Here is a 20,690-nt window from a genome sequence, read left to right as displayed (position 1 = left end):
GGCGCTCGGCGCGGCCTGTTATAGTCCGCTGTCAGTTCGGGGAACCAGCGTGCGCGTCCAGCACCGTCATGTCATCTATGTGCAGGGATACGACCCACGGGGCCTCGCGCAGTACTACCGTATGTTCCGTACCGAGCTTCGCAAGTTCGGGCGCCTTTACGGCCTGACCACCACGGTCGGCCGCCCAAAGGAACATGCCCCCGGTGAATTCGCCCACGAATCCGCCGGCTGGACCATCGAAACCACCGGCGACGGCTGGCAGACCAAAACCGACTACGATTTCCTGCGCTGGGAAGACCTGATCCAGCGCGATCTCGCCGCCCCGATCTGGCGCACCGCCATCCACGGCATGCTGATCTATTGGGGGCTGGTGTTTTCCGGCACCATGGGACGCTTCTGGCGCGCCCATTGGCGCTTTGCCACCTTCATCAGCTGGCCGCATTTCGTGCTCCTCAACGAAGCGATCTGGTCGGCCGCAGCGGCCTGGCTGGTGGCGTGGGGGCTGAAGGGGCTTGGCGTCCACGGCCTCCTGGTCGGCTGCGCCGCAGCCGCCGTGTTCATCGCCGTGCTTGGCTCGCTGATGAAATACACGGAAGAGCGGACCTACCTGCTCTATTTGATGGCCGACACCATCTTCACCTGGCAATTCGCCCACGGAAACCGGCCCGAATGGGACGCCCGCATCGATCGCTTCGCGCAGCATCTGGTGAAGGTGGCGCAAAACTCCGACGCGCAGGAGATCGTGCTGGTCGGCCACAGCTCGGGCTCGTTCCTCGGCTCGGAAATCCTTGCCCGCGCCCTGAAGCTCGATCCCGATCTCGGGCGCCGCGGACCCCGCGTGGTCTTGCTGACCCTTGGCGGCAATATGCCGATCGTCGGCTTCCACAAGGGCGCGCAGGACTTCCGCGACAATCTACGCCTGCTGGCCACCGAGCCGTCGATCGACTGGATCGACTGCCAGTCCCGCAAGGACGTGATGAATTTCTATCCGTTCGACCCGGTCGCCGGCCATGGCATCGATGTCGGCAGCGCGAAGCGGAACCCGACCATCATACCGGTGCGATTCCGCGAGATCGTGCGTCCCGAGCACTACAATAGCTTCCGCTGGAAGTTTTTCCGGGTCCACTTCCAGTTCGTGATGGCCAATGAGCGGCCGCATGCCTACGATTTTTTCATGATCGTCTGCGGCCCGGTTCCATTGCGCGAGCGGATGGCGCAGCCGGTTACAACCCTCGCACTGGTCGATGGCGACCTCGCAACCCGCGAAAATGCATGGAAGAAGCTTGATTTGGGTCAAAGAAGCGCGGTTTCCGGCGCCTCTGGCGGTGCGTCACCGGCGGTCCGCCGCATCGGCTGAATGTCCCGCGCGAATGTGCAGGCGGGAACCCGGCCTAACCACCATGGTTGGCTTTGGCGGTGGCTTTGGTGTAAAGGGACAAGGTTCATCCGTAGGCAACCAGGCGCTGGGCCGGTCGTTAACGGTGATAAGCGCTTCAACCATCTGACGAAAATGTTCGGATGACGAAGTTTTCAAGCATGCTAGATACCACGACGAAAAATCGAAGCCCATTATAAGGCCTCGAAACAAGCTTCCCGGTTCCGGGGAATGCGATTGGTCCGAACCGTCTGCCGCCTTCGCGCGACGAACTGGACACTACCGCAATCCCGGACATGTCAAATTGGAATAGTGCCGTGACCAATTTTAGTAAGACCCCGCTGCTCGATACCATCCGGACCCCGGAAGATCTGCGCAAGCTGAAGGTCGAGAAGGTGCGCCAGGTCGCCGACGAACTGCGTCAGGAGACCATCGACACGGTGTCCGTCACCGGCGGCCATTTCGGCGCCGGCCTCGGCGTGGTCGAGCTGACCACCGCGCTTCATTACGTGTTCGATACGCCGCGCGACCGCATCATCTGGGACGTCGGGCATCAGGCCTATCCGCACAAAATCCTCACCGGTCGCCGTGACCGCATCCGCACCTTGCGCACCGCCGGTGGCCTGTCGGGCTTCACCAAACGCAGCGAGAGCGAATACGATCCGTTCGGCGCCGCGCACTCCTCCACCTCGATTTCCGCTGGTCTCGGCATGGCCGTGGCGCGCGATCTGTCGGGCGGCAAGAACAATGTCATCGCAGTCATCGGTGACGGTTCGATGTCGGCGGGCATGGCCTATGAAGCCATGAACAACGCCGGCGCGATGAATTCGCGCCTGATCGTGATCCTCAACGACAATGACATGTCGATCGCGCCGCCGGTCGGCGCCATGTCGGCCTATCTGTCGCGCATGTATTCGGGCAAGACCTATCGCGGCCTGCGCGATGCGGCGAAACAGTTAGGCAAGCATCTGCCAAAACTGATCGCCGATCGTGCCGAGCGCGTCGAAGAATATTCGCGCGGCTTCATGGTCAATGGCGGCACGCTGTTCGAAGAACTCGGCTTCTATTATGTGGGCCCGATCGACGGTCATAACCTCGATCACCTGCTGCCCGTGCTGCAGAACGTGCGCGACATGGAAACCGGCCCGATCCTGGTCCACGTCGTCACGCAGAAGGGCAAGGGCTATGGTCCGGCCGAAGCTGCTGCCGACAAATATCATGCGGTCGTGAAATTCGACGTGGCCACCGGCACCCAGTCGAAGTCCAAGCCGAACGCCCCGGCCTACCAGAACGTGTTCGGCCAGAGCCTCGTCAAGGAAGCCGAGAAGGACGAGAAGATCGTCGCCATCACCGCGGCGATGCCGTCGGGCACCGGCGTCGACATCTTCAACAAGGCCTTCCCGAAGCGCACCTTCGACGTTGGTATCGCCGAGCAGCATGCGGTGACGTTCGCCGCAGGCCTTGCCACCGAAGGCTACAAGCCGTTCTGCGCGATCTACTCGACCTTCCTGCAGCGCGGCTATGACCAGATCGTCCATGACGTGGCAATCCAGAACCTGCCCGTGCGCTTCGCCATCGACCGGGCCGGCCTCGTCGGCGCCGACGGCGCAACCCATGCCGGTTCGTTCGACAATGCCTATCTCGGCTGTCTGCCGAATATGGTGATCATGGCGGCTTCCGATGAAGCCGAACTGGTCCACATGGTCGCCACCCAGGTCGCCATCAACGATCGCCCGAGCGCACTGCGCTACCCGCGCGGCGAAGGCCGCGGCGTCGAGATGCCAGATGTCGGCGTCCCGCTCGAAGTCGGCAAGGGCCGCATCATCCGCCAGGGCAAGCAGGTCGCCTTGTTCTCGTTCGGCACCCGTCTTGCCGAATGCGAGAAGGCCGCTGACGAGCTTGCAGCGCATGGTCTCCAGGCGACGATCGCCGACGCGCGCTTCATGAAGCCGCTCGATATCGAATTGCTGCTCAAGCTCGCCCGCGAGCACGAGATCCTGCTCACCATCGAGGAAGGCTCCATCGGCGGCTTCGGCTCGCATGTGATGAATGCCCTGGCCGAGCACGGCATGCTCGACGGTGGCCTGCGCATGCGCTCCCTGGTGCTGCCCGATACGTTCCAGGACCACGACACCCCGGCAGCGATGTATGCCCAGGCCGGCCTGGACTCGAAGGGCATCGTCAAGAAGGTGTTCGAGACCCTCGGCAAGGATTTTGCCGCCGAGACCGTCAAGCTCGCGTAAGCGACACACTCTCACTGTCATCGCCCGGCCCGACCGGGCGATCCAGTACACACCGCACTCCCCGCGTTGACTGGGTCACCCGGTCAAGCCGGGTGACGACAAGCGGAAGATAAAACGAGGCAGTTCGAAATCCGGATTGCCTCGCTCTCGTCTGAATTGACGCGTCAAAGTCGGCCCGCTTCGCGATTACGACGGGGACTTCATGAACATTTATCTCGCTGGCCCCGACGTCTTCCTGCCCAACGCCGCCGAGATCGGCCGGCGCAAGGTTGCGCTCTGCAAGCGCTATGGCGCCCACGGCTTCTTCCCGCTCGATAACAATGTGGACGTGAGCGCGACCGATGCCTCACGCCAGATATTCCATGGCAACGAAGCGATGATGAATCGCTGCGACATCGTCATCGCCAATCTCACCCCGTTCCGCGGCCCCAGCGCCGATGCCGGCACCGTGTTCGAACTCGGTTACATGGCCGGCCACGGCAAGCTCTGTTTCGGCTACAGCAATGATCCCGCACCTTATGTGGATCGCGTCCGCCGCTTGACCGAGATCACCGACAGCGATGGCCACCTGACCGACAAAGACGGCCTCAGCGTCGAGAATTTCAGCCTCACCGACAATCTCATGATGATGCACGCGCTCGATCTCTACGGCTCGCCGCTGATCGTTCCGCATGAGGCACCATCCGACCTGTGGCAGGACCTCACCAGTTTCGAAGCCTGCCTGAAACTCGCTGCATCCTACTGATCATGACCAAATCCCAGACTGCACCTGCGGCGGCGAAGAAGCGCGCCGATACACTCCTCGTCGAACGCGGCATCTTCGAGAGCCGCGCCCGCGCCCAGGCCGCCATCGAGGCCGGTCTCGTGATTGCCAATGGCAAACAGGTCGCCAAGGTCTCCGAGCTGTTGCTGCCCGACGCCACGATCGAAGCCGAGCCTGCGCATCCCTGGGTGTCGCGCGGCGGCGTCAAGCTGGCCGGCGCGCTCGAGCATTACCCGATCGAGATCGAGGATCACGTCTGCCTCGATGTCGGCGCTTCCACCGGCGGCTTCACCGAAGTGCTGCTCGCCAATGGCGCCAGCATGGTGTTTTCCATCGACGTCGGCACCAGTCAGTTGCATCATTCGCTGCAAGGCCATCCGAAGATCGTGTCGATGGAAGCGACTGATATCCGCAACTTCGAAAACAAGCGCCTGCCCGCGCGGCCCGATGTTGTCGTCATCGATGTCAGCTTCATCTCGCTGAAAGCGGTTCTCCCTGTCGCCCTCTCCCTCGCGGCCGCACCGATGAGCCTGCTGGCATTGATCAAGCCGCAATTCGAGGCCGATCGGAAGCACTCCAAGCGCGGCATCATCAAACATGCCGACGTGCATCAGGCCATCTGCGACGACATCACCACATTCGCCAAAGAACTCGGCTGCACCGACATCGAGGTGTTCCCGTCCTCGATCAAGGGCGGCGATGGCAATATCGAATTTTTCATGGGTGCGCGGCGTGGCTGAGCGCATCACCATCGATCATGTCGGCCATCGCGGCGATGGCGTCAGCAGTGATCGTCCGCCAACCTATGTGCCGTTCACGCTCCCCGCCGAGGTCGTCGAGGCCGAAAGCCGCGACGGCAAGTGCCGCCTCACACGGATCGAACAACAAAGCCCGGATCGGATCGATCCGTTCTGCACCTATTTCACCCGCTGCGGCGGCTGCGCCATCCAGCACTGGCAACCGACGCCCTATCAGGCCTGGAAGCGCCAGATCGTCATCGACACTTTGAACCAGGCGAATATCGACTGCCCCGTTGATGCGCTGGTCGATGCCCACGGCGCCGGCCGCCGCCGCGTCACGCTGCATGCGCGCACCAAGGATGGCGAGACCCAGGTCGGCTTCGCCGAAGCCGCAAGCCACGCCATTGTCGCTATCGATGCCTGCCCGATCCTCGATCCCGCGCTGTCAGGCGCGCTCGAAGCCGCGCGCGCCATTGCCGAGCTCTTGAAGCCCATGGACAAGCCCCTCGACATTCAGGTCACGGCTGCCGACAACGGCCTCGACATCGACGTCCGCGGAAGCGGACCGATCTCCACGGCACTGATCTCAAAACTCTCCGCCCTCTCGGCCGCGCACAAACTTGCCCGGCTAACGCGGCATGGCGAACTCGTGCTGATGCGCGCACCGCCGGTGGTCGCGATGGGCACGGCAAGCGTCGCCTTGCCACCGGGCTCGTTCCTGCAGGCCACCGCAGCCGGCGAAGACGCCCTCGCCGCACTCGTCCTGCAGCACTGCAAGGGCGCCAAGACGATCCTCGACCTGTTCTGCGGCATCGGCCCCTTCGCATTGCGGCTTGCCGCCAAAGCCAAGGTGCATGCGCTGGACAGCGACGCAAAAGCCATCGCTTCGCTGCAACAGGCCATCAAAGACACGAAGGGTCTCAAGCCCATCAAGGCCGAGGCCCGCGACCTGTTCCGCCGCCCCCTCGTCCCGCAGGAGCTACGCGATATCGACGCCGTCGTGTTCGATCCGCCGCGCGCGGGCGCACAGGCGCAGGCCGAGCGCCTCGCGGCCAGCAAGGTGCCGCTGGTCGTTGCCGTCTCGTGCAACGTGCAGACCTTCGCCCGCGATGCGCGCATTCTGATCGATGGCGGCTACAAGCTCGGCAACGTCACGCCTGTCGATCAATTCCGCCACACCCCGCATATCGAATTGGTGGCCCGCTTCACGAGGTAGTTGTCTTTTCGTCCGCACTGCGCTGGAGTGGCAATGACGCTGCCACGCAAGAGCAGCACAGGAGGCAACGTGACAGCTCTCGATCCCATCAGCTCCGACATTCTGCCACCCGGCATTCGCTCGCGTTTCATCGACGGCATCAACGGACTGCGCATGCATGTGCTGGAAGCCGGCCATGAGAGCGCCGGCCGCCCCTGCGTGCTGCTGCTGCACGGCTTCCCCGAACTCGCTTACAGCTGGCGCAAGGTGATGCCGCAACTGGCCGCTGCCGGCTATCATGTCATCGCGCCCGATCAGCGCGGCTATGGCCGCACCACCGGCTGGAGCGCCGATTACGACGGCGACCTGCGTCCGTTCAACCTGCTCAATCTCGTCCGCGATGCACTCGGCCTCGTCGCAGCGCTCGGCTATCGCCATGTGGATGCCGTCGTCGGTCACGATTTCGGCAGCTCTGTCGCTGCCTGGTGTGCACTGACGCGGCCGGATGTGTTTCGCTCGGTCGCGCTGATGAGCGCCCCATTCTCCGGTCCGCCATCGATCCCTTTCGATACGGCTGACAGGCCGACAACGCCGAAGCCCGAAGACCCCGTCCATCGCGATCTCGCGGCCCTGCCGCGTCCTCGAAAGCACTATCAATGGTACTACGCGACACGCGAAGCCAACGATCACATGCAGCATGCGCCGCAGGGCGTGCATGATTTCCTGCGTGCTTATTATCATCACAAGAGCGCAGACTGGGCCGACAACAAGCCCTATCCGCTGCAGGGCTGGACGGCCGGTGAACTCGCCAAACTGCCGACTTATTACGTCATGGATCTCAACGAGACGATGGCCGAGACCGTGGCGAAGGAAATGCCATCGCGCGACGCCATTGCTGTGAATAGATGGTTGCCAGACAGCGAACTCGCATACTACAGCGCCGAATATGCCCGCACGGGTTTTCAGGGAGGCCTGCAATGGTATCGCTGCAACACGACAGGGCTGTTCAACGCCGACTATGAACTGTTCTCCGGCCGCACCATCGATGTACCGTCCGTCTTCATTTCCGGTCTGCAGGACTGGGGCATCTATCAGCGCCCCGGCGCCATCGAGACCATGCAGACATCGGCGTGCACGGACATGCGCGCCGTGCACCTTATCGATGGCGCCGGCCACTGGGTGCAGCAGGAGCAAGCCGATGAAGTCAGCCGGCTTCTGCTTGGTTTTGTCAAAGAAACAGGCAGCGCACCACGTTGAACAGATCGACCGGCACGGATAAGTTCTCCGGATGATGATGCGCAAAAGCCTGTTTGTGTTCGGCATCGGCTATAGCTGCCTGCATTTCATCCGTTCTCATGCCGCCGCCTTTGCGGAGATCAGTGGTACCGTGCGTAGCGCGGACAGCCATGCGGCTCTGGCCGGTGAGCCCCTTGCCCCGTTCTTGTTCGATGGCACGCGTGCCGATCCGGAAATCCACGAGCGGCTTGAGCGCGCCGATGTGATCCTTGTCTCGGTACCGCCCGACAAGAATGGCGATCCCGTTCTTGTACATTTTGGAGCCGGACTGGCGGACAGCACGGCCCGCGTGATCTATCTCTCCAGCGTCGGTGTCTATGCCGATCATGCGGGCGCGTGGATCGACGAGGCCGCGACCGTGGTCCGCGATGACACGCGGCGCGGCCTGCGCGCGCACGCGGAGGCCGCCTGGCGGAGCACCTGCGGCGATCGACTGCACATCCTCCGTCTCGCCGGTATCTACGGCCCCGGCCGCAACGCCTTCGTCAATCTCGCCCGCGGCCGCGCCCATCGCATCGTCAAACCCGGTCAGGTCTTCAACCGCATTCATGTCGATGACATCGTGCAGGCGATCGCCGCGGCAGCGATGCATCCGCATGGCGGCGTCTGGAATGTCTGCGACGACGAACCGGCACCGCCGCAGGACGTGGTGACTTACGCTGCCGGACGGATGGATATTCCGCCGCCCCCCGAACAGGATTTCGACACCGCCGACCTTACCCCGATGGCCCGCAGCTTCTATGCCTCAAGCAACCGGATCTCCAACGCAAGACTGAAGACCGGACTCGGCGTCAGCCTGCGATATCCGAATTACCGCAGCGGCCTCGATGCCCTGTGGAACGAGAGCCAGGGCCGGCCGTTGCCCTGAGTTGAACAATTGCGGCATGATCACTCTCATGGATCAAATTACCCCCGTCACCGCCCATCCCGAACTATCCCACCCCAAGCCAGGCATCGTCGGCGCCGCCGTCTATGCCAAGGGGCGCAAGGTCAAGGATCTCGACAGCATCGCGGATGCCAAGAAATGGACGACGAAGCCTGGCCATGTGGTCTGGATCGGCCTGTTCGAACCCGGCGACGACCTCCTGCATGAGATCCAGCAGCAATTCGATCTGCATCACCTTGCCATCGAGGACGCGCAGAAGGCGCATCAGCGTCCCAAGCTCGAGCAATATGGCAAGGCGCTGTTCGTTGTCGCCCGCACCGCGCAATTGATCGACGGCCGCATTGCCTTTGGCGAAACGCATATGTTCGTCGGGCCGCGCTACGTCGTGACCGTTCGTCACGGCGCATCCAGTTCTTATCGCGCCGTACGCGAGCGCGCGGAGGCCTGCCCGACCACGCTCGCCAATGGCGAGGACTTCATCCTCTATTCGGTGCTTGATTTCATCGTCGATGAATATGCGCCAGTGATCGATCAGATCAGATCGGAAGTCGAGCAGCTCGAAGACAGCCTGCTGAAGCGCACATTGGCATCGCACCAGATCGAGCGGCTCTACACTTTGCGCCGCGACCTGCTGCGCCTGCGCGATGCCGCAGCCCCGCTCACCGAAGTCTGCCATCGCATCGAGCATGCCGAAGTCGTGCAGATCGATCCCGAAATGCAGCCGCTTTTCCGCGACGTCACCGACCACATCCACCGCGTCAAGGAAGACATCAACAGCCTGCGCGAGGTGCTGGCCTTCGCCTTCGAGACCAGCCTGATGCTGGGCCAGTCACAGCAGACGGATGTTACCCGTCAGCTCGCTGCCTGGGCCGCCATTCTCGCTGTACCCACCGCCCTTGCCGGCATCTACGGCATGAATTTCGAGAACATGCCGGAGCTGAAATGGCAGTACGGCTATTTCGTCGTGCTGGGCGTGATCGGCGCCATCTGCGCTGGCCTATACTGGCGCTTCCGCCGCAACGGATGGCTCTAGCGCGCCGTTCTCGCGAGGTGCCACCAACTGCAACGGCAAGGTTGGCACGATATCGGCGATGACCGGCAGATGATCCGAGATCGCTTTGGCGTCCGGATCCGTGAAGCTCCCAACGATCTGGATGTCGCGCCCATAGATCCGGTCCAGCCGCATCAGCGGCCAGCGCGACGGAAAGGTGCGATGGCGCGTGCGCGCTGGAAACTGCCGCGCCAGCGACTTGCGCACCGAATTGACCCAGAACCAGTCGTTGAAATCGCCGACGATCACGGACGGATGCGTCGGCTCATGCGCCAGCGTCAGCAGCTTTTGCGTCTGCTGGCGGCGTTCGCCGATGCTGAGGCCGAGATGCGTGGCGATGACGCGAAAGATGCCGCCTTTGGTCGCGACATCGGCCACCACGGCGCGGCGCGGTTCATGCTCGCCGAACGAGATGTCATGGATTTCGGGTGGCGCGGCCCAGGGCCAGCGGCTGATCAGCATCTGACCATAGTCGCCATCGGTGGTGACGATGGATTTGACGCCCACACTGTGCCCGCCAAGCGCTTCCTGCAGAATAAGAAACGGATTGCTGCCGCCGCCACGCGAGTCGATCTCCTGCAGCGCCACCACATCCGGCGACCATTTCTGGATCAGCGCGATGACGCCGGGCAAATCAAATTTCGGATTGAGCGCGAAGGTGCCATGCACGTTCCACGTCATGATGCGGATGCTTGGCGCAATCACCGGCGGCGGCTCCACCAGGTGACCACGAATTGCGCGCCGATGGAAAACGCGACCCAGACCATGATGCCGAACAGCAGCAGCGCCACATCAGCCCATGACGGCTGGCGCAGGAGATCCGCGATCTGTGCCCCGAACACCGACATGGCGATCAGGCCCGGCGCCATGCCGATCACGGTGCCGATGATGAAATCGCGAAACCGCACGCCGCTGGCGCCGGCGGCCATATTCACCAGCGAGAACGGCGCCAGCGGCAGCATGCGGATCAGCACCACCGCGATGATGCCGTTGCCGACGATCTTGTTCTGGATCCGCCGCAGTCGCGGCCCCAGCATGCGCTGCACCGGCTTGATGCCGACAATGCGTCCGACCGTATAGAGCAGCGATGCGCTGGCCAGCGTACCGACCAGCGCCGAGCCTAGCCCTATCCACGGCCCCAGTGCCGCGGCGGTGACGGCAATCATCACTGTGACAGGAAACAACACCAGGCCGCCAATGATGAAGCCCGCCACGATCGCCAGCGGCGCCCAGGGAGAGCCTTCAATGGAGTGCAGCGTCTCCAGCAGAGTATCGGCATTGGTGAAATCATAGAGCGGCGTGAAACGCCACAGTGCCGCGAGCGCACCGATGGCACCGACCAGTGTCAGCAGCTTGATCGAGGTCGGCACGGTCGCCCGCGCCGCGCGCTCGAGGCCGAGCGGGCGCAGGGGATCGGCGACGGGTGTGACGAAATCCACGATCTCCTTGGCGTCAGGGATGCCGTCCTCGACCGGATGGAGGCTGTGGCCGTTGTCACGCAAAGTCGCAGCTGTCTCGATCAGCGATCCGCTGCGCTCCAGCTCATCGGCGACCACTTGCTCCGACACGCCGCAAAAGTGGCCGAGATGGCGATTGCGGATCGCGGCGACCTTGTTGCATTCCGCATCATTGCTCGCCTCGATCACGAGATCGCATTCGGAATCCGCGCCCATCGAGCGGTTGTTGAGATTGGCGGAGCCGATGCGCAGCAGGTGATCGTCGATGATGGTCACCTTGGCATGCACCATCACGGCCTCGACGGTGGCGCCTTCCGTGACCTGCGGATGCAGCAGTCGCACACGATCGGCGACGCCGGCATCATCGAACACCTTCATGAATTCGAGCCGGCCATTGCGCATGGTCCGCGCCTCGATCCAGGACGCATGCGTCTTCGGCGCGATCAGCAGCACTTCGAGCTCCGGCTTCTGCTTGAGCCGCTCGGCCAGTTTGCGCGCGATATGCTCCGCGCTGAGAAACTGGTTCTCGATATAGATCATGCGCTCGGCGGTTTCGATCGATGCCATGAACAGCCGATCGACTTCATTGATGGCCGGCCGTCCCCTTGCATAAGGCTCGGTGCGCGCGATACCGATCTTCACACGCTCGAAATCGGCGGCAAATCCCTCAGGCCAGATACGGCGTTCCACACCGATATCCGACGCCACGCCGCAATTGGCGCAGGCCCAGCGGTCTCGTACCAGTTCGGCGAGGCAACGCGCGGCCTCGCCATCTACCATCATCTGCACGTCGTGAAAGGGCGGATAAGGCTTGCCATCTGGATCGACGCGCTTCGGATCGTGCGCACGATGTTCATCGCTGTCCCAGCGGCGGATCGTGAGATCGAGCCCGCCGGAAAAGGCAATACTGTCATCGATCACGGCGATCTTCTGATGCTGCGCCGACCCAGTCGGCAGGCAGTCGTCGTAGCAGAAGATCAGCCGGTCGCTGTTCGGCACGCTGAATTTGGCAGAGGGAAACCATTCGCGTTCACCGGCATAGATCACCGGCGAATTCCAGATCAGGAGATGGATGCGCAACTCCGGGCGCTCGGCCAGCAACGCATGCAGGAAGGGGCCAAACTCATCGGGATAGCCATCAGCCGCCGTACCTTCGGGTCCGACCAGCATGGCGCGGCTATGCACATCCCAGCCGACGATAAAGACAGTATGCTCCGCCTCGATCAGGCAGCGGCGCAGGGCGAGAAAGTAATTGGCGGCATCGTTGAGCACGGTGGCGCGCCGGCACGCCACATGGCGCCAGACCGTCCGGCCTTCCGCGATGATGCTGTCCATTTGCGGACGCGCTTTGTCGAGGATGGCCGTGGAATGCACAACAACAAGCCTGCGTGATTGGGATACCCAACCAAACGCAGGCTTGTGCAGAAAAGTTCCCGCGGGAACTTAGCCTGTAGGATGGGTTGAGCGAAGCGATACCCATCACCAGATGCACCGGAGCATCCGGTGATGGGTATCACTGCGGCGCTATGCGCCTCCGTTCAACCCATCCTACGCACTCAGAACCCGAGCGCCATGCCGTCCTTGCGATGATCCGAGGCGCCGAGCAGTACGCCGCGCTTGTAATCGATCTGGATCGCCTGGGCGCCGCCGATGCCGGCATCCATCATCTGCAGCTTGTGGCCGCGGGCGGCGAGTTCGTTGCGCACCGCTTCGGGGATCGTGTTTTCGACCTGCAACACACCGTTGGTCGCGAACGAGCGCGACGCTTCGGCGGCTTCCTGGATGTCCATGCCGAGATCGAGCACATTGGAGATGTATTGCGCGTGGCCGGTGGCCTGATAGTGGCCGCCCATCACACCGAACGGCATCACGGCGCGACCGTCCTTCATCAGCATGCCCGGAATGATCGTGTGCATCGGCCGCTTGCGCGGTCCGAGCGAATTCACATGGCCGGGCTTAGCGCGGAAACTCCAGCCACGGTGATGCAACAGCACGCCGGACTTCTTGGCATAGATGCCGCTGCCGAACGGGCCGAACAGCGAGTTGATGAACGACACCGCATTGAGGTCACGATCGACCACGGTGAGATAGACCGTGTCCTTGTGGATCACGGAATCCCATTCCTCTTCCGGCGACGCCTTCTTCATGTCGATCTTGGCGCGGAGATCGCCGATGAACTTGTCCGACAGGAAACGTTCGACATCGGTCTTCGCCACCGCCGGATCGCAGAAGTAAGCGTCGCGGGTGCGATAGGCCGCCTTGGTGGCTTCGGCCAGCACATGGATGCGATCGGCTTCACTCAGGCTCTTGATATTGAAGCCGGCCAGCATGCGCAGGATCATCAGCGCTGCGAGGCCCTGTCCGTTCGGCGGAATCTCGGTGACGTCATGCCCCTGATAGCTGGTCGCAATCGGCGTCACGTAGTCCGAGCGCTGCGCGTCGAAATCATCCGCCTCATGGGCGCCGCCGACGGCACGCAGCGTGGTGATGATGTCGTCCGCCACCTGGCCCTGGTAGAAGCCGTTGCGGCCCTCGCGCGCGACACGGCGCAGCGTGGCGGCGAGTGCCGGCTGGACGCGCTTGTCGCCCACCGCCGGCGCATGGCCACCCGGCAGATATTGCGCCGTGGCATCCGGATGCAATTCCAGCTTGCGGCGCCATTTGCTCCAGTCGGCCGCGACGCGGGGGGTGATGATAAACCCGTTTTCCGCGGCATCGATGGCGGCTGCGAAGACCTCCGCCAGCGGCTTCGAGCCATGGTCCTTGCTCAGCGTGCACCAGGCATCGATGGCGCCGGGCACGGTGACGGTCTCGACGCAGGTTTCGGGAATGTCGCGGGCGTCGCCGCCGGCATATTTCTCGGAATCGATCTTGGCCGGGGTCCGGCCGGAACCGTTCAGCGCGATCGGCGCGCCGCCCTTGGGCGAATACAGCGCAAAGCAGTCGCCACCGATGCCCGTCATGGCGGGATCGGCGACGCATTGCACGGCCACCGCCGCCAGCGCGGCGTCGATGGCATTACCGCCCGACTTCAGCATCTCCACCGCGGCGAGCGTCGCCAGCGGATGTGAGGTTGCGGCCATTCCGTGCTCGGCAACGGCGACGGAACGGGCAACGGCCATGAAGTCACGCATGAGGGATCCTCGTCAGTTTGGTGGCATACCAGCAATCTCCGCCCCCAATACATCCGGCGTGACCATTTGTGAATGCAGGGTGACGAACAAATCTCGGACACCGGTTGCATCGCAAAGCAGCATTCCCGCGGGCCGTGAGAGAAGCCCGTAGGATGGGTTGAGCGGAGGCACAGCCGGAGTGGTACCCATCACCACAATCTCCGGAGCGTGCGGTGATGGGTATCGCTTCGCTCAACCCATCCTACGCCGTCAACCGCTTCAGCGTCGCCGCGCGCGCGGCTGCATACTCATCCCTCGTCCGGGCCACCAGCGTGGCCACCGGCTCGATGGCGTGAACGCCCGAGACCGAATGCCCCGCGCTCCACGTATCGCGCCAGCGCGTCACCCCGGAACTGCCATTGCGCCCATAGAGCGCGTCGGCCCGCTCCTTGGTCATGTCGGTCGGCAGGTTCTTCGGATCGAGCCCGGCGGCGACGATCGAGGGGATCAGCGTATTGGTCTCGAGGCCGGTGAAGGCCCGCGACAGCAGGATGTCGTCCAGTTCCGACGACACCAGCATCGCCTTGTAGTCGGGCTCCGCCATGCTCTCGTCTGTGGCGATGAATTTGGTGCCCATATAGCTGAGATCGCAACCGAGCACTTCCGCGGCAAACACCGCCTCGCCATCGGAGACGCCGCCCGCCAGCACCATCGGCCCATCCCAGAACGCACGCACTGCGCGCGCAAAGGAGAAACCATTGACCCAGCCGGTCTGCCCGCCAGCACCCGCCGTGAGCAGGATCAGCCCATCGACACCGGCCGCGATCGCCTTCTTCGCATGGCGGATCGAGGCGACATCGGCAAACACCATGCAGCCGCCCTCATGCAGCGGCGGCACTACCGCATCGGGCGGGCCGACGCTGGTGATCACGAGTTCGCAGCCCTGGCGGATCACCGCAGCGACATCCTCCTGCAGCGTCTCGCGGCGGATGATCAGGTTCGGGCAGTAAGGCGCGTCCTCCGGCCCCAGCGCGTCAGAGATACGCTGCAGCCACTCCGCGAACTCCGCACCGCTCCGACAATTTGCGGTAGGAAATGCGCCGATCACGCCGGCCTTGCAGGCAGCGATCACGAGATCCGGCCCCGATACGCGAAACATCGGCGCCGCAATCAGCGGCACCGACAGACGCGGGCGAATGGCCGTCGCAAAACGCGAGGCAGCCTCTTTGCCAGGGCGCTCTGCCATCAGGCGGCGACCGCGGATTTCGCGACCACCTGCTTGCCGCCGAAGTCGGCGATCGCCTGATCATATTCATCGCGCAACCGCGCGACGACTGTGGCCACGGCCGGTGCATCCTTGATGGAGCCGAGACCCTGGCCGGCGCCCCAGATGTCCTTCCACGCCTTCGCCTTGGTATTGCCGCCGGAGCCAAAATTCATCTTCGACTTGTCGGAGACCGGCAGATTGGCGGGATCGAGACCTGCAGCGGTCAGCGACGGTGCCAGATAGTTGCCATGCACGCCGGTGATCAGATTGGTGTAGACGATGTCATTCGCCGCATAGTCGATCAGCGCCTGCTTGTAGCCCTCCGCCGCATTGGCTTCCTGCGTGGCGATGAAGCGCGTGCCCATATAGGCCATGTCGGCGCCCATCATCTGGGCGGCGGCGATGCCATAGCCATCGGCGATGGAGCCCGACAGCAGGATCGTGCCGCTGTACCACTGGCGCACTTCGCGCAGCAGCGCGAAAGGTGAAATCGTGCCGGCATGGCCGCCCGCACCGGCGCAGACGAGAATGAGACCATCGACGCCCATGTCAGCCGCGCGGCGCGCATGCTTGATGGTGGTGACATCGTGGAACACCTTGCCGCCATAGGAATGCGCGGCATCGACGATCGACTGCGGCAATTGCAGGCTGGTGATGATCGCCGGCACCCTGTGCTTCACGCAGATCTCCATGTCCGCATGCAGGCGATCATTGGAGGGATGGCAGATCTGGTTCACCGCATAGGGCGCGACCGGCAGATGCGGGTTCTTCGCGGCATATTCGCCGAGTTCAGTCTCGATCCGGTCGAGCCATTCGCCGAGCACCGACACCGGCCGCGCGTTGAGCGCTGGAAACGAACCGACGATGCCGGCCTTGCACTGCGCGATGACAAGCTCCGGCCCGGAGACAAGAAACAGCGGCGAGCCCATCACGGGCACGGAGAGGCGATTCTGGAAGATCGACGGCAAAGACATTGTGGTTTCCATCCCGGTTCTGATTGGGAAGGATGATAGCGGGAAATGCAGGAGAGGAGGCATCCAAATGTGGAGATACTATCGACCAGATTTGGTGTATCTGAACTCGATCCCTCATGGTGAGGAGGCGCACTTGCGCCGTCTCGAACCATGAGCTGATGCGCTGCGGAGCTTGCGGCCATCCTTCGAGACGCGCGCAAGAGCGCGCTCCTCAGGATGAGGGCAGAGTGTGTATGTCACCCCAATAACCGCGCCTGATCCGTCTTCGCCTGCTCCGCAATAAAATCCAGCACGGCCCTGATCTGCGGCGCATCCACCAGATCCGGATGCGACAGCATCCAGATCTCCGTGGAGCTGCGCAGCTTCTCCGGCAGCACGCGCACAAGCGACTTGTCGGCATCGCCGGAAATACACATCAGCGGCGCGAAGCCAAGCCCGGCGCGCGCCGCCGCCATCAGATCCGTATTCGAAGAACATTGCAGCACGCGGCGCGAATGGCGCGAGACGCTGTCGAACCACTCCATCAAAGGCCCCTCGCCGACGAGGCCGATGGAGCTGTGGCCCTCCCATTCCTCGCGCGTTTTCGGCAGACCGTGCGCGCGTGCATAGGCTTTTGAGGCAAACACGCCGACGCCGAGGCGGCCCACCTTGCGGCCAACCAGATTTTCGTTGCCCGGCCCATACAGCCGCAACACGATATCCGCCTCGCGCCGCCGCACCGAGGCCGGCCAGCCATCGACGCGGATTTCCAGCATGATGTCGGGATAACGACGATTGAACTCGGCCACCGTGCCCATCAACCAAGGGCCGGACAGCACCTCGGTGATCGACAGCCGGACGGTGCCGACAGGCTTGTCGCGGATCTCGGCGATCACGGATTCGATCCGCACGGCTTCCAGCCGCATGTTCTCGAGCTGCCGGCTGAGCCGCTCGCCCGCCGGCGTCAGCGAATAGCCTTCGAGCGAACGCGCGATCAGACGAACGCCGGTAAAGGCTTCAAGCTCGGCGAGCCGCCGGCTCACCGTCTGTGCGCTGACTTTCAGCAGTGCGCCCGCGCGCGTCAGGCTCGCCTCCCCCGCAATCACGGAGAAGGTGCGCAGCAGATCCCAGTCCAGCCCCTGCATGTCTCATCCCGAACCAATGCGTTCGGGATGATGTACACCCAAGTTCGGCTGCGGTCACTCCGCCGGCGTTGCCGCCGGATGCGCCTGCTGCGGCGCGCTCGACTTCGCGCCGCCCGGGAAGATTTTTCGGACCAGCACATAGAGCACCGGCACGAAGAACACGCCGAGCACCGTCGCCGCCACCATGCCGCCGGCCACGCCGATGCCGATGGCGTTCTGGCTCGCGGAGCCGGCGCCAGTGGCCAGCGCCAGCGGCAGCACGCCGAGCACGAAGGCCATCGAGGTCATCAGGATCGGCCGCAGACGCTGGCGCGCCGCATGCAAGGTCGCATCGATCAGCGACAGGCCTTTCTGTTGCTGCTCGATGGCGAATTCCACGATCAGAATCGCATTCTTCGCCGCGAGGCCTATCGTCGTCAGCAAGCCGACCTGGAAATAGACGTCGTTGCTCTGGCCGAACAAGGTCGCAGCACCGAGCGCGCCAAGAATACCGATCGGCACCGACAGCATCACCGCAAACGGGATCGACCAGCTCTCGTACAAAGCGGCGAGACACAGGAACACGATCAGCACCGAGATCGCATAGAGATACAGCGTCTGGCTGCCGGTGAGGCGCTCCTGGAACGACAGCCCCGTCCATTCATGCGTATAGCCGGCCGGCAGTTTCTTCATCTGCTCGTCGACAGCGAGCATCGCGGTGCCCGAACTGGTGCCCGGCGAGGGCTGGCCCTGGATCTGCACGGCGGCGACGCCGTTGTAGCGCTCCAGACGCGGCGAGCCAAAGCTCCAGCGGCTGGTGGCAAAGGCCGAGAACGGCACCATCCCGCCCGACGAATTGCGCACATACCATTTGCCGATGTCGTTGGTGTCCATGCGATAGGCGGCGTCGCCCTGCACATAGACCTGCTTGACGCGGCCGCGATCGATGAAGTCGTTGACATAGGAGCCACCCCACGCCGCCGAGAGCGTGGTGTTGAGATCGGTGAGATTGATCCCCAGCGCCGTCGCCTTGGCCTGATCGATATCGAGATTGAATTGCGGCGTATCGTCCTGGCCGTTCGGGCGCGGCTGCGAGATGCGCGGATCGCCGGCGAGCGCGCCGAGCAGCTGGTTGCGTGTCTTCAGCAGCTCCTCATGGCCGGCATTGCCGCTATCCTGCAGATAGAAGTCGAAGCCCGAAGCATTGCCGAAGCCCGGCAGTGACGGCGGCAGCACCGCAAACGCCATCGCGTCGCGGATCTTGGAGAACGCGCCCATCGCCCGCGCGGCAATCTGCTGCGCCGATTTGGCGTGATCCTCGCGTTCGGCAAACGGTTTCAGGCTGACGAAAGCGAGGCCCACATTCTGGCCCTGGCCTGCGAAAGAGAAGCCCTGCACGGCGAACACGCCCTGCACGGTGTCCTTCTCGTTCTCCATATACTGCTTCTCGACCTGCTGGATGACGTCGAGCGTGCGCCCGGCCGTGGCACCGACGGGCAGCTGCACCAGCGTGATGATGGTGCCCTGGTCTTCGGTCGGCAGGAACGACGACGGCAGCCGCACGAACAGGAAGATCATGGCGGCGACCACGGCCGCAAAGGCAATCAGCGCCGCCGCCGGCCGCTTCACGAGGCTGCCGGTGGTGGACTGATAGCCGCTCGAAGCGCGGTCGAAATTGCGGTTGAACCAGCCGAAGAAGCCGCGCTTTTCGTGATGGCCCTTTTCCGGCTTCTTCAGGATCGTGGCGCATAGCGCCGGCGTCAGGATCAGCGCGACCAGCACCGACAGCACCATGGCCGAGACGATGGTCAGCGCAAACTGCCGATAGATGATGCCAACGGAGCCCGAGAAGAACGCCATCGGCACAAACACCGCCGAGAGCACCACGCCGATGCCCACCAGCGCGCCGGTGATTTCGTGCATCGATTTCTCGGTCGCCTCGCGTGGCGCCAGGCCCTCTTCCTCCATCACGCGCTCGACATTTTCCACCACGACGATGGCGTCATCGACCAGCAGGCCGATGGCCAGCACCATGGCGAACATGGTCAGCGTGTTGATGGAGTAGCCGGCGATGGAGAGAATGCCGAACGTGCCGAGCAGCACCACCGGCACCGCAATGGTCGGAATGATGGTCGCACGCCAGCTCTGCAGGAACAGGAACATCACGAGGAAGACCAGCACCACCGCTTCGAACAGCGTGTGCACGACCTTCTCGATCGAAAGCTTCACGAAGGGCGTGGTGTCGTAGGGATAGATCACCTTCAGCCCGGCCGGCATGTTCGCCGTCAGCTGGTTGATGCGCGTCTTCACGCCCTCCGACGTCGCCACGGCATTGGCGCCGGTGGCAAGCGAGATGCCCATGCCGGCTGCGGGCTTGGTGTTGTAGCGCGCCACCGCGTCATAGCTCTTGGAGCCGAGTTCGACCCGCGCGACATCCTTCAGCCGCACGGTCTGGCCGGAGGTCGAGGTGCGCAGGATGATGTCCTGGAACTGCTCGATGGTCTGCAGGCGGCTCTGCGAGGTGATCGTCGCATTGAGCTGCTGCCCCGCTACCGACGGCAAGCCGCCAAGCTGGCCCGCAGTCACCTGCGTGTTCTGCGCCTGGATCGCCTGGGTGACGTCACCCGGCATCAGATTATACTTGGTCAGCTTCTCGGCATCGAGCCAGATGCGCATCGCATATTCGGCGCCGAACAACTGCACCTGACCGACACCCGACACGCGGCTGATCGGCTCGTTGATGGTGCTCGCCACATAGTCGGCGATGTCGCTCGCATTCATCGAGCCGTCTTCGGAGACGAAGCCGAGCACCATCAGGAAGCTCGACGACGACTTGACGACCTTGATGCCCTGCTGCTGCACCACCTGCGGCAATAGCGGCGTGGCCAACTGCAGCTTGTTCTGCACCTGCACCTGGGCAATGTCGGGATTGGCCTCATTGGTGAAGGTGATCGAGATCTGCACCACACCGGTCGAGGTCGAGTAGGACGACATATATTGCAGATAGTCGACGCCGGTCATGTTCTGCTCGATGACCTTGGTCACCGAGTTCTCGGCCGTCTGCGCGTTGGCGCCGGGATAGGTCGCGGTGATGGTGATCACCGTCGGCGCGATCTGCGGATATTGCGCGATGGGCAGGCCGAGGATCGCGAGCAATCCGCCGAACATGATCAGGATCGCGAGCACCCACGCGAAGATGGGCCGCTTGATGAAGAAATGCGACATGG

At 63.2% G+C, this 20,690-nt stretch carries 15 protein-coding genes; 8 read left to right on the top strand and 7 right to left on the bottom strand.

What is annotated here, in order from left to right; genetic code table 11:
- Positions 1-49 precede the first annotated feature (49 nt).
- The 8 genes from AC1RQ5_RS09490 (at position 50) to corA (ending at position 9,531) form a co-directional block, all read left to right on the top strand.
- Positions 50-1,357, top strand: a complete 1,308-nt coding sequence (locus AC1RQ5_RS09490; RefSeq protein ID WP_493198484.1) for a hypothetical protein — start codon at positions 50-52, stop codon at positions 1,355-1,357.
- 314 nt (positions 1,358-1,671) lie between these two features.
- Complete coding sequence (dxs, locus tag AC1RQ5_RS09485; RefSeq protein ID WP_398480009.1) at positions 1,672-3,618, top strand: 1-deoxy-D-xylulose-5-phosphate synthase; 1,947 nt, start codon at positions 1,672-1,674, stop codon at positions 3,616-3,618.
- A 202-nt stretch (positions 3,619-3,820) separates the two neighbouring features.
- On the top strand, positions 3,821-4,363 hold the full coding sequence (locus tag AC1RQ5_RS09480; protein ID WP_493198482.1) for a nucleoside 2-deoxyribosyltransferase: 543 nt from the start codon (positions 3,821-3,823) through the stop codon (positions 4,361-4,363).
- 2 nt (positions 4,364-4,365) lie between these two features.
- A complete protein-coding gene (locus AC1RQ5_RS09475; protein ID WP_493198480.1) occupies positions 4,366-5,121 on the top strand; it encodes a TlyA family RNA methyltransferase in 756 nt (251 codons plus the stop codon).
- Positions 5,114-6,337 (top strand): class I SAM-dependent RNA methyltransferase, encoded by a 1,224-nt coding sequence (locus AC1RQ5_RS09470; RefSeq protein WP_493198478.1) that lies wholly within the window; start codon positions 5,114-5,116, stop codon positions 6,335-6,337. Before AC1RQ5_RS09475 ends, AC1RQ5_RS09470 begins: the two co-directional genes overlap by 8 nt.
- Before the next feature lie 69 nt (positions 6,338-6,406).
- The gene (locus AC1RQ5_RS09465) at positions 6,407-7,573 is read left to right on the top strand and encodes an alpha/beta hydrolase (protein WP_493198476.1); all 1,167 of its coding nucleotides are present in this window, start codon (positions 6,407-6,409) and stop codon (positions 7,571-7,573) included.
- Between the two features lie 31 nt (positions 7,574-7,604).
- A complete protein-coding gene (locus AC1RQ5_RS09460; protein WP_493198474.1) occupies positions 7,605-8,480 on the top strand; it encodes a Rossmann-fold NAD(P)-binding domain-containing protein in 876 nt (291 codons plus the stop codon).
- A gap of 28 nt (positions 8,481-8,508) precedes the next feature.
- Positions 8,509-9,531, top strand: a complete 1,023-nt coding sequence (gene corA, locus AC1RQ5_RS09455; RefSeq protein ID WP_493198472.1) for a magnesium/cobalt transporter CorA — start codon at positions 8,509-8,511, stop codon at positions 9,529-9,531.
- Here corA and AC1RQ5_RS09450 read toward each other — a convergent pair.
- The 7 genes from AC1RQ5_RS09450 to AC1RQ5_RS09420 all read right to left on the bottom strand — a co-directional run bounded on the left by AC1RQ5_RS09450 (position 9,496) and on the right by AC1RQ5_RS09420 (position 20,688).
- Positions 9,496-10,254, bottom strand: coding sequence for an endonuclease/exonuclease/phosphatase family protein (locus AC1RQ5_RS09450; protein ID WP_493198470.1), 759 nt, complete (start codon positions 10,252-10,254; stop codon positions 9,496-9,498). The genes corA and AC1RQ5_RS09450 overlap by 36 nt on opposite strands.
- Positions 10,251-12,341: a VTT domain-containing protein gene (locus AC1RQ5_RS09445; protein ID WP_493198468.1), complete on the bottom strand. Its 2,091-nt coding sequence runs from the start codon at positions 12,339-12,341 to the stop codon at positions 10,251-10,253. Before AC1RQ5_RS09445 ends, AC1RQ5_RS09450 begins: the two co-directional genes overlap by 4 nt.
- A gap of 221 nt (positions 12,342-12,562) precedes the next feature.
- Positions 12,563-14,140: a gamma-glutamyltransferase gene (ggt, locus tag AC1RQ5_RS09440; RefSeq protein ID WP_493198466.1), complete on the bottom strand. Its 1,578-nt coding sequence runs from the start codon at positions 14,138-14,140 to the stop codon at positions 12,563-12,565.
- A 241-nt stretch (positions 14,141-14,381) separates the two neighbouring features.
- Positions 14,382-15,365, bottom strand: coding sequence for an NAD(P)H-dependent flavin oxidoreductase (locus AC1RQ5_RS09435; RefSeq protein WP_493198464.1), 984 nt, complete (start codon positions 15,363-15,365; stop codon positions 14,382-14,384).
- Entirely contained in the window at positions 15,365-16,360 is a 996-nt protein-coding gene (locus AC1RQ5_RS09430) for an NAD(P)H-dependent flavin oxidoreductase (RefSeq protein ID WP_493198462.1), read from the bottom strand. The genes AC1RQ5_RS09435 and AC1RQ5_RS09430 overlap by 1 nt, the downstream gene beginning before the upstream one ends.
- Positions 16,361-16,596: 236 nt before the next feature.
- On the bottom strand, positions 16,597-17,484 hold the full coding sequence (locus AC1RQ5_RS09425) for a LysR family transcriptional regulator (protein WP_398480034.1): 888 nt from the start codon (positions 17,482-17,484) through the stop codon (positions 16,597-16,599).
- A gap of 54 nt (positions 17,485-17,538) precedes the next feature.
- On the bottom strand, positions 17,539-20,688 hold the full coding sequence (locus AC1RQ5_RS09420) for an efflux RND transporter permease subunit (RefSeq protein ID WP_493198459.1): 3,150 nt from the start codon (positions 20,686-20,688) through the stop codon (positions 17,539-17,541).
- Positions 20,689-20,690 lie beyond the last annotated feature (2 nt).

The organism is Tardiphaga sp. GW821-FHT12E02, assembly GCF_058807155.1.
This window is presented reverse-complemented; position numbering and strand designations above follow the sequence as displayed.

Bases quoted from the DNA above. Each gene is read 5' to 3' on its own strand.
- corA (WP_493198472.1), top strand. From the start codon at position 8,509: ATGGATCAAATTACCCCCGTCACCGCCCATCCCGAACTATCCCACCCC.
- AC1RQ5_RS09480 (WP_493198482.1), top strand. From the start codon at position 3,821: ATGAACATTTATCTCGCTGGCCCCGACGTCTTCCTGCCCAACGCCGCC.
- AC1RQ5_RS09475 (WP_493198480.1), top strand. From the start codon at position 4,366: ATGACCAAATCCCAGACTGCACCTGCGGCGGCGAAGAAGCGCGCCGAT.
- ggt (WP_493198466.1), bottom strand. From the start codon at position 14,140: ATGCGTGACTTCATGGCCGTTGCCCGTTCCGTCGCCGTTGCCGAGCAC.
- AC1RQ5_RS09435 (WP_493198464.1), bottom strand. From the start codon at position 15,365: ATGGCAGAGCGCCCTGGCAAAGAGGCTGCCTCGCGTTTTGCGACGGCC.
- AC1RQ5_RS09430 (WP_493198462.1), bottom strand. From the start codon at position 16,360: ATGTCTTTGCCGTCGATCTTCCAGAATCGCCTCTCCGTGCCCGTGATG.
- AC1RQ5_RS09445 (WP_493198468.1), bottom strand. From the start codon at position 12,341: ATGGACAGCATCATCGCGGAAGGCCGGACGGTCTGGCGCCATGTGGCG.
- dxs (WP_398480009.1), top strand. From the start codon at position 1,672: ATGTCAAATTGGAATAGTGCCGTGACCAATTTTAGTAAGACCCCGCTG.
- AC1RQ5_RS09460 (WP_493198474.1), top strand. From the start codon at position 7,605: ATGATGATGCGCAAAAGCCTGTTTGTGTTCGGCATCGGCTATAGCTGC.
- AC1RQ5_RS09420 (WP_493198459.1), bottom strand. From the start codon at position 20,688: ATGTCGCATTTCTTCATCAAGCGGCCCATCTTCGCGTGGGTGCTCGCG.
- AC1RQ5_RS09425 (WP_398480034.1), bottom strand. From the start codon at position 17,484: ATGCAGGGGCTGGACTGGGATCTGCTGCGCACCTTCTCCGTGATTGCG.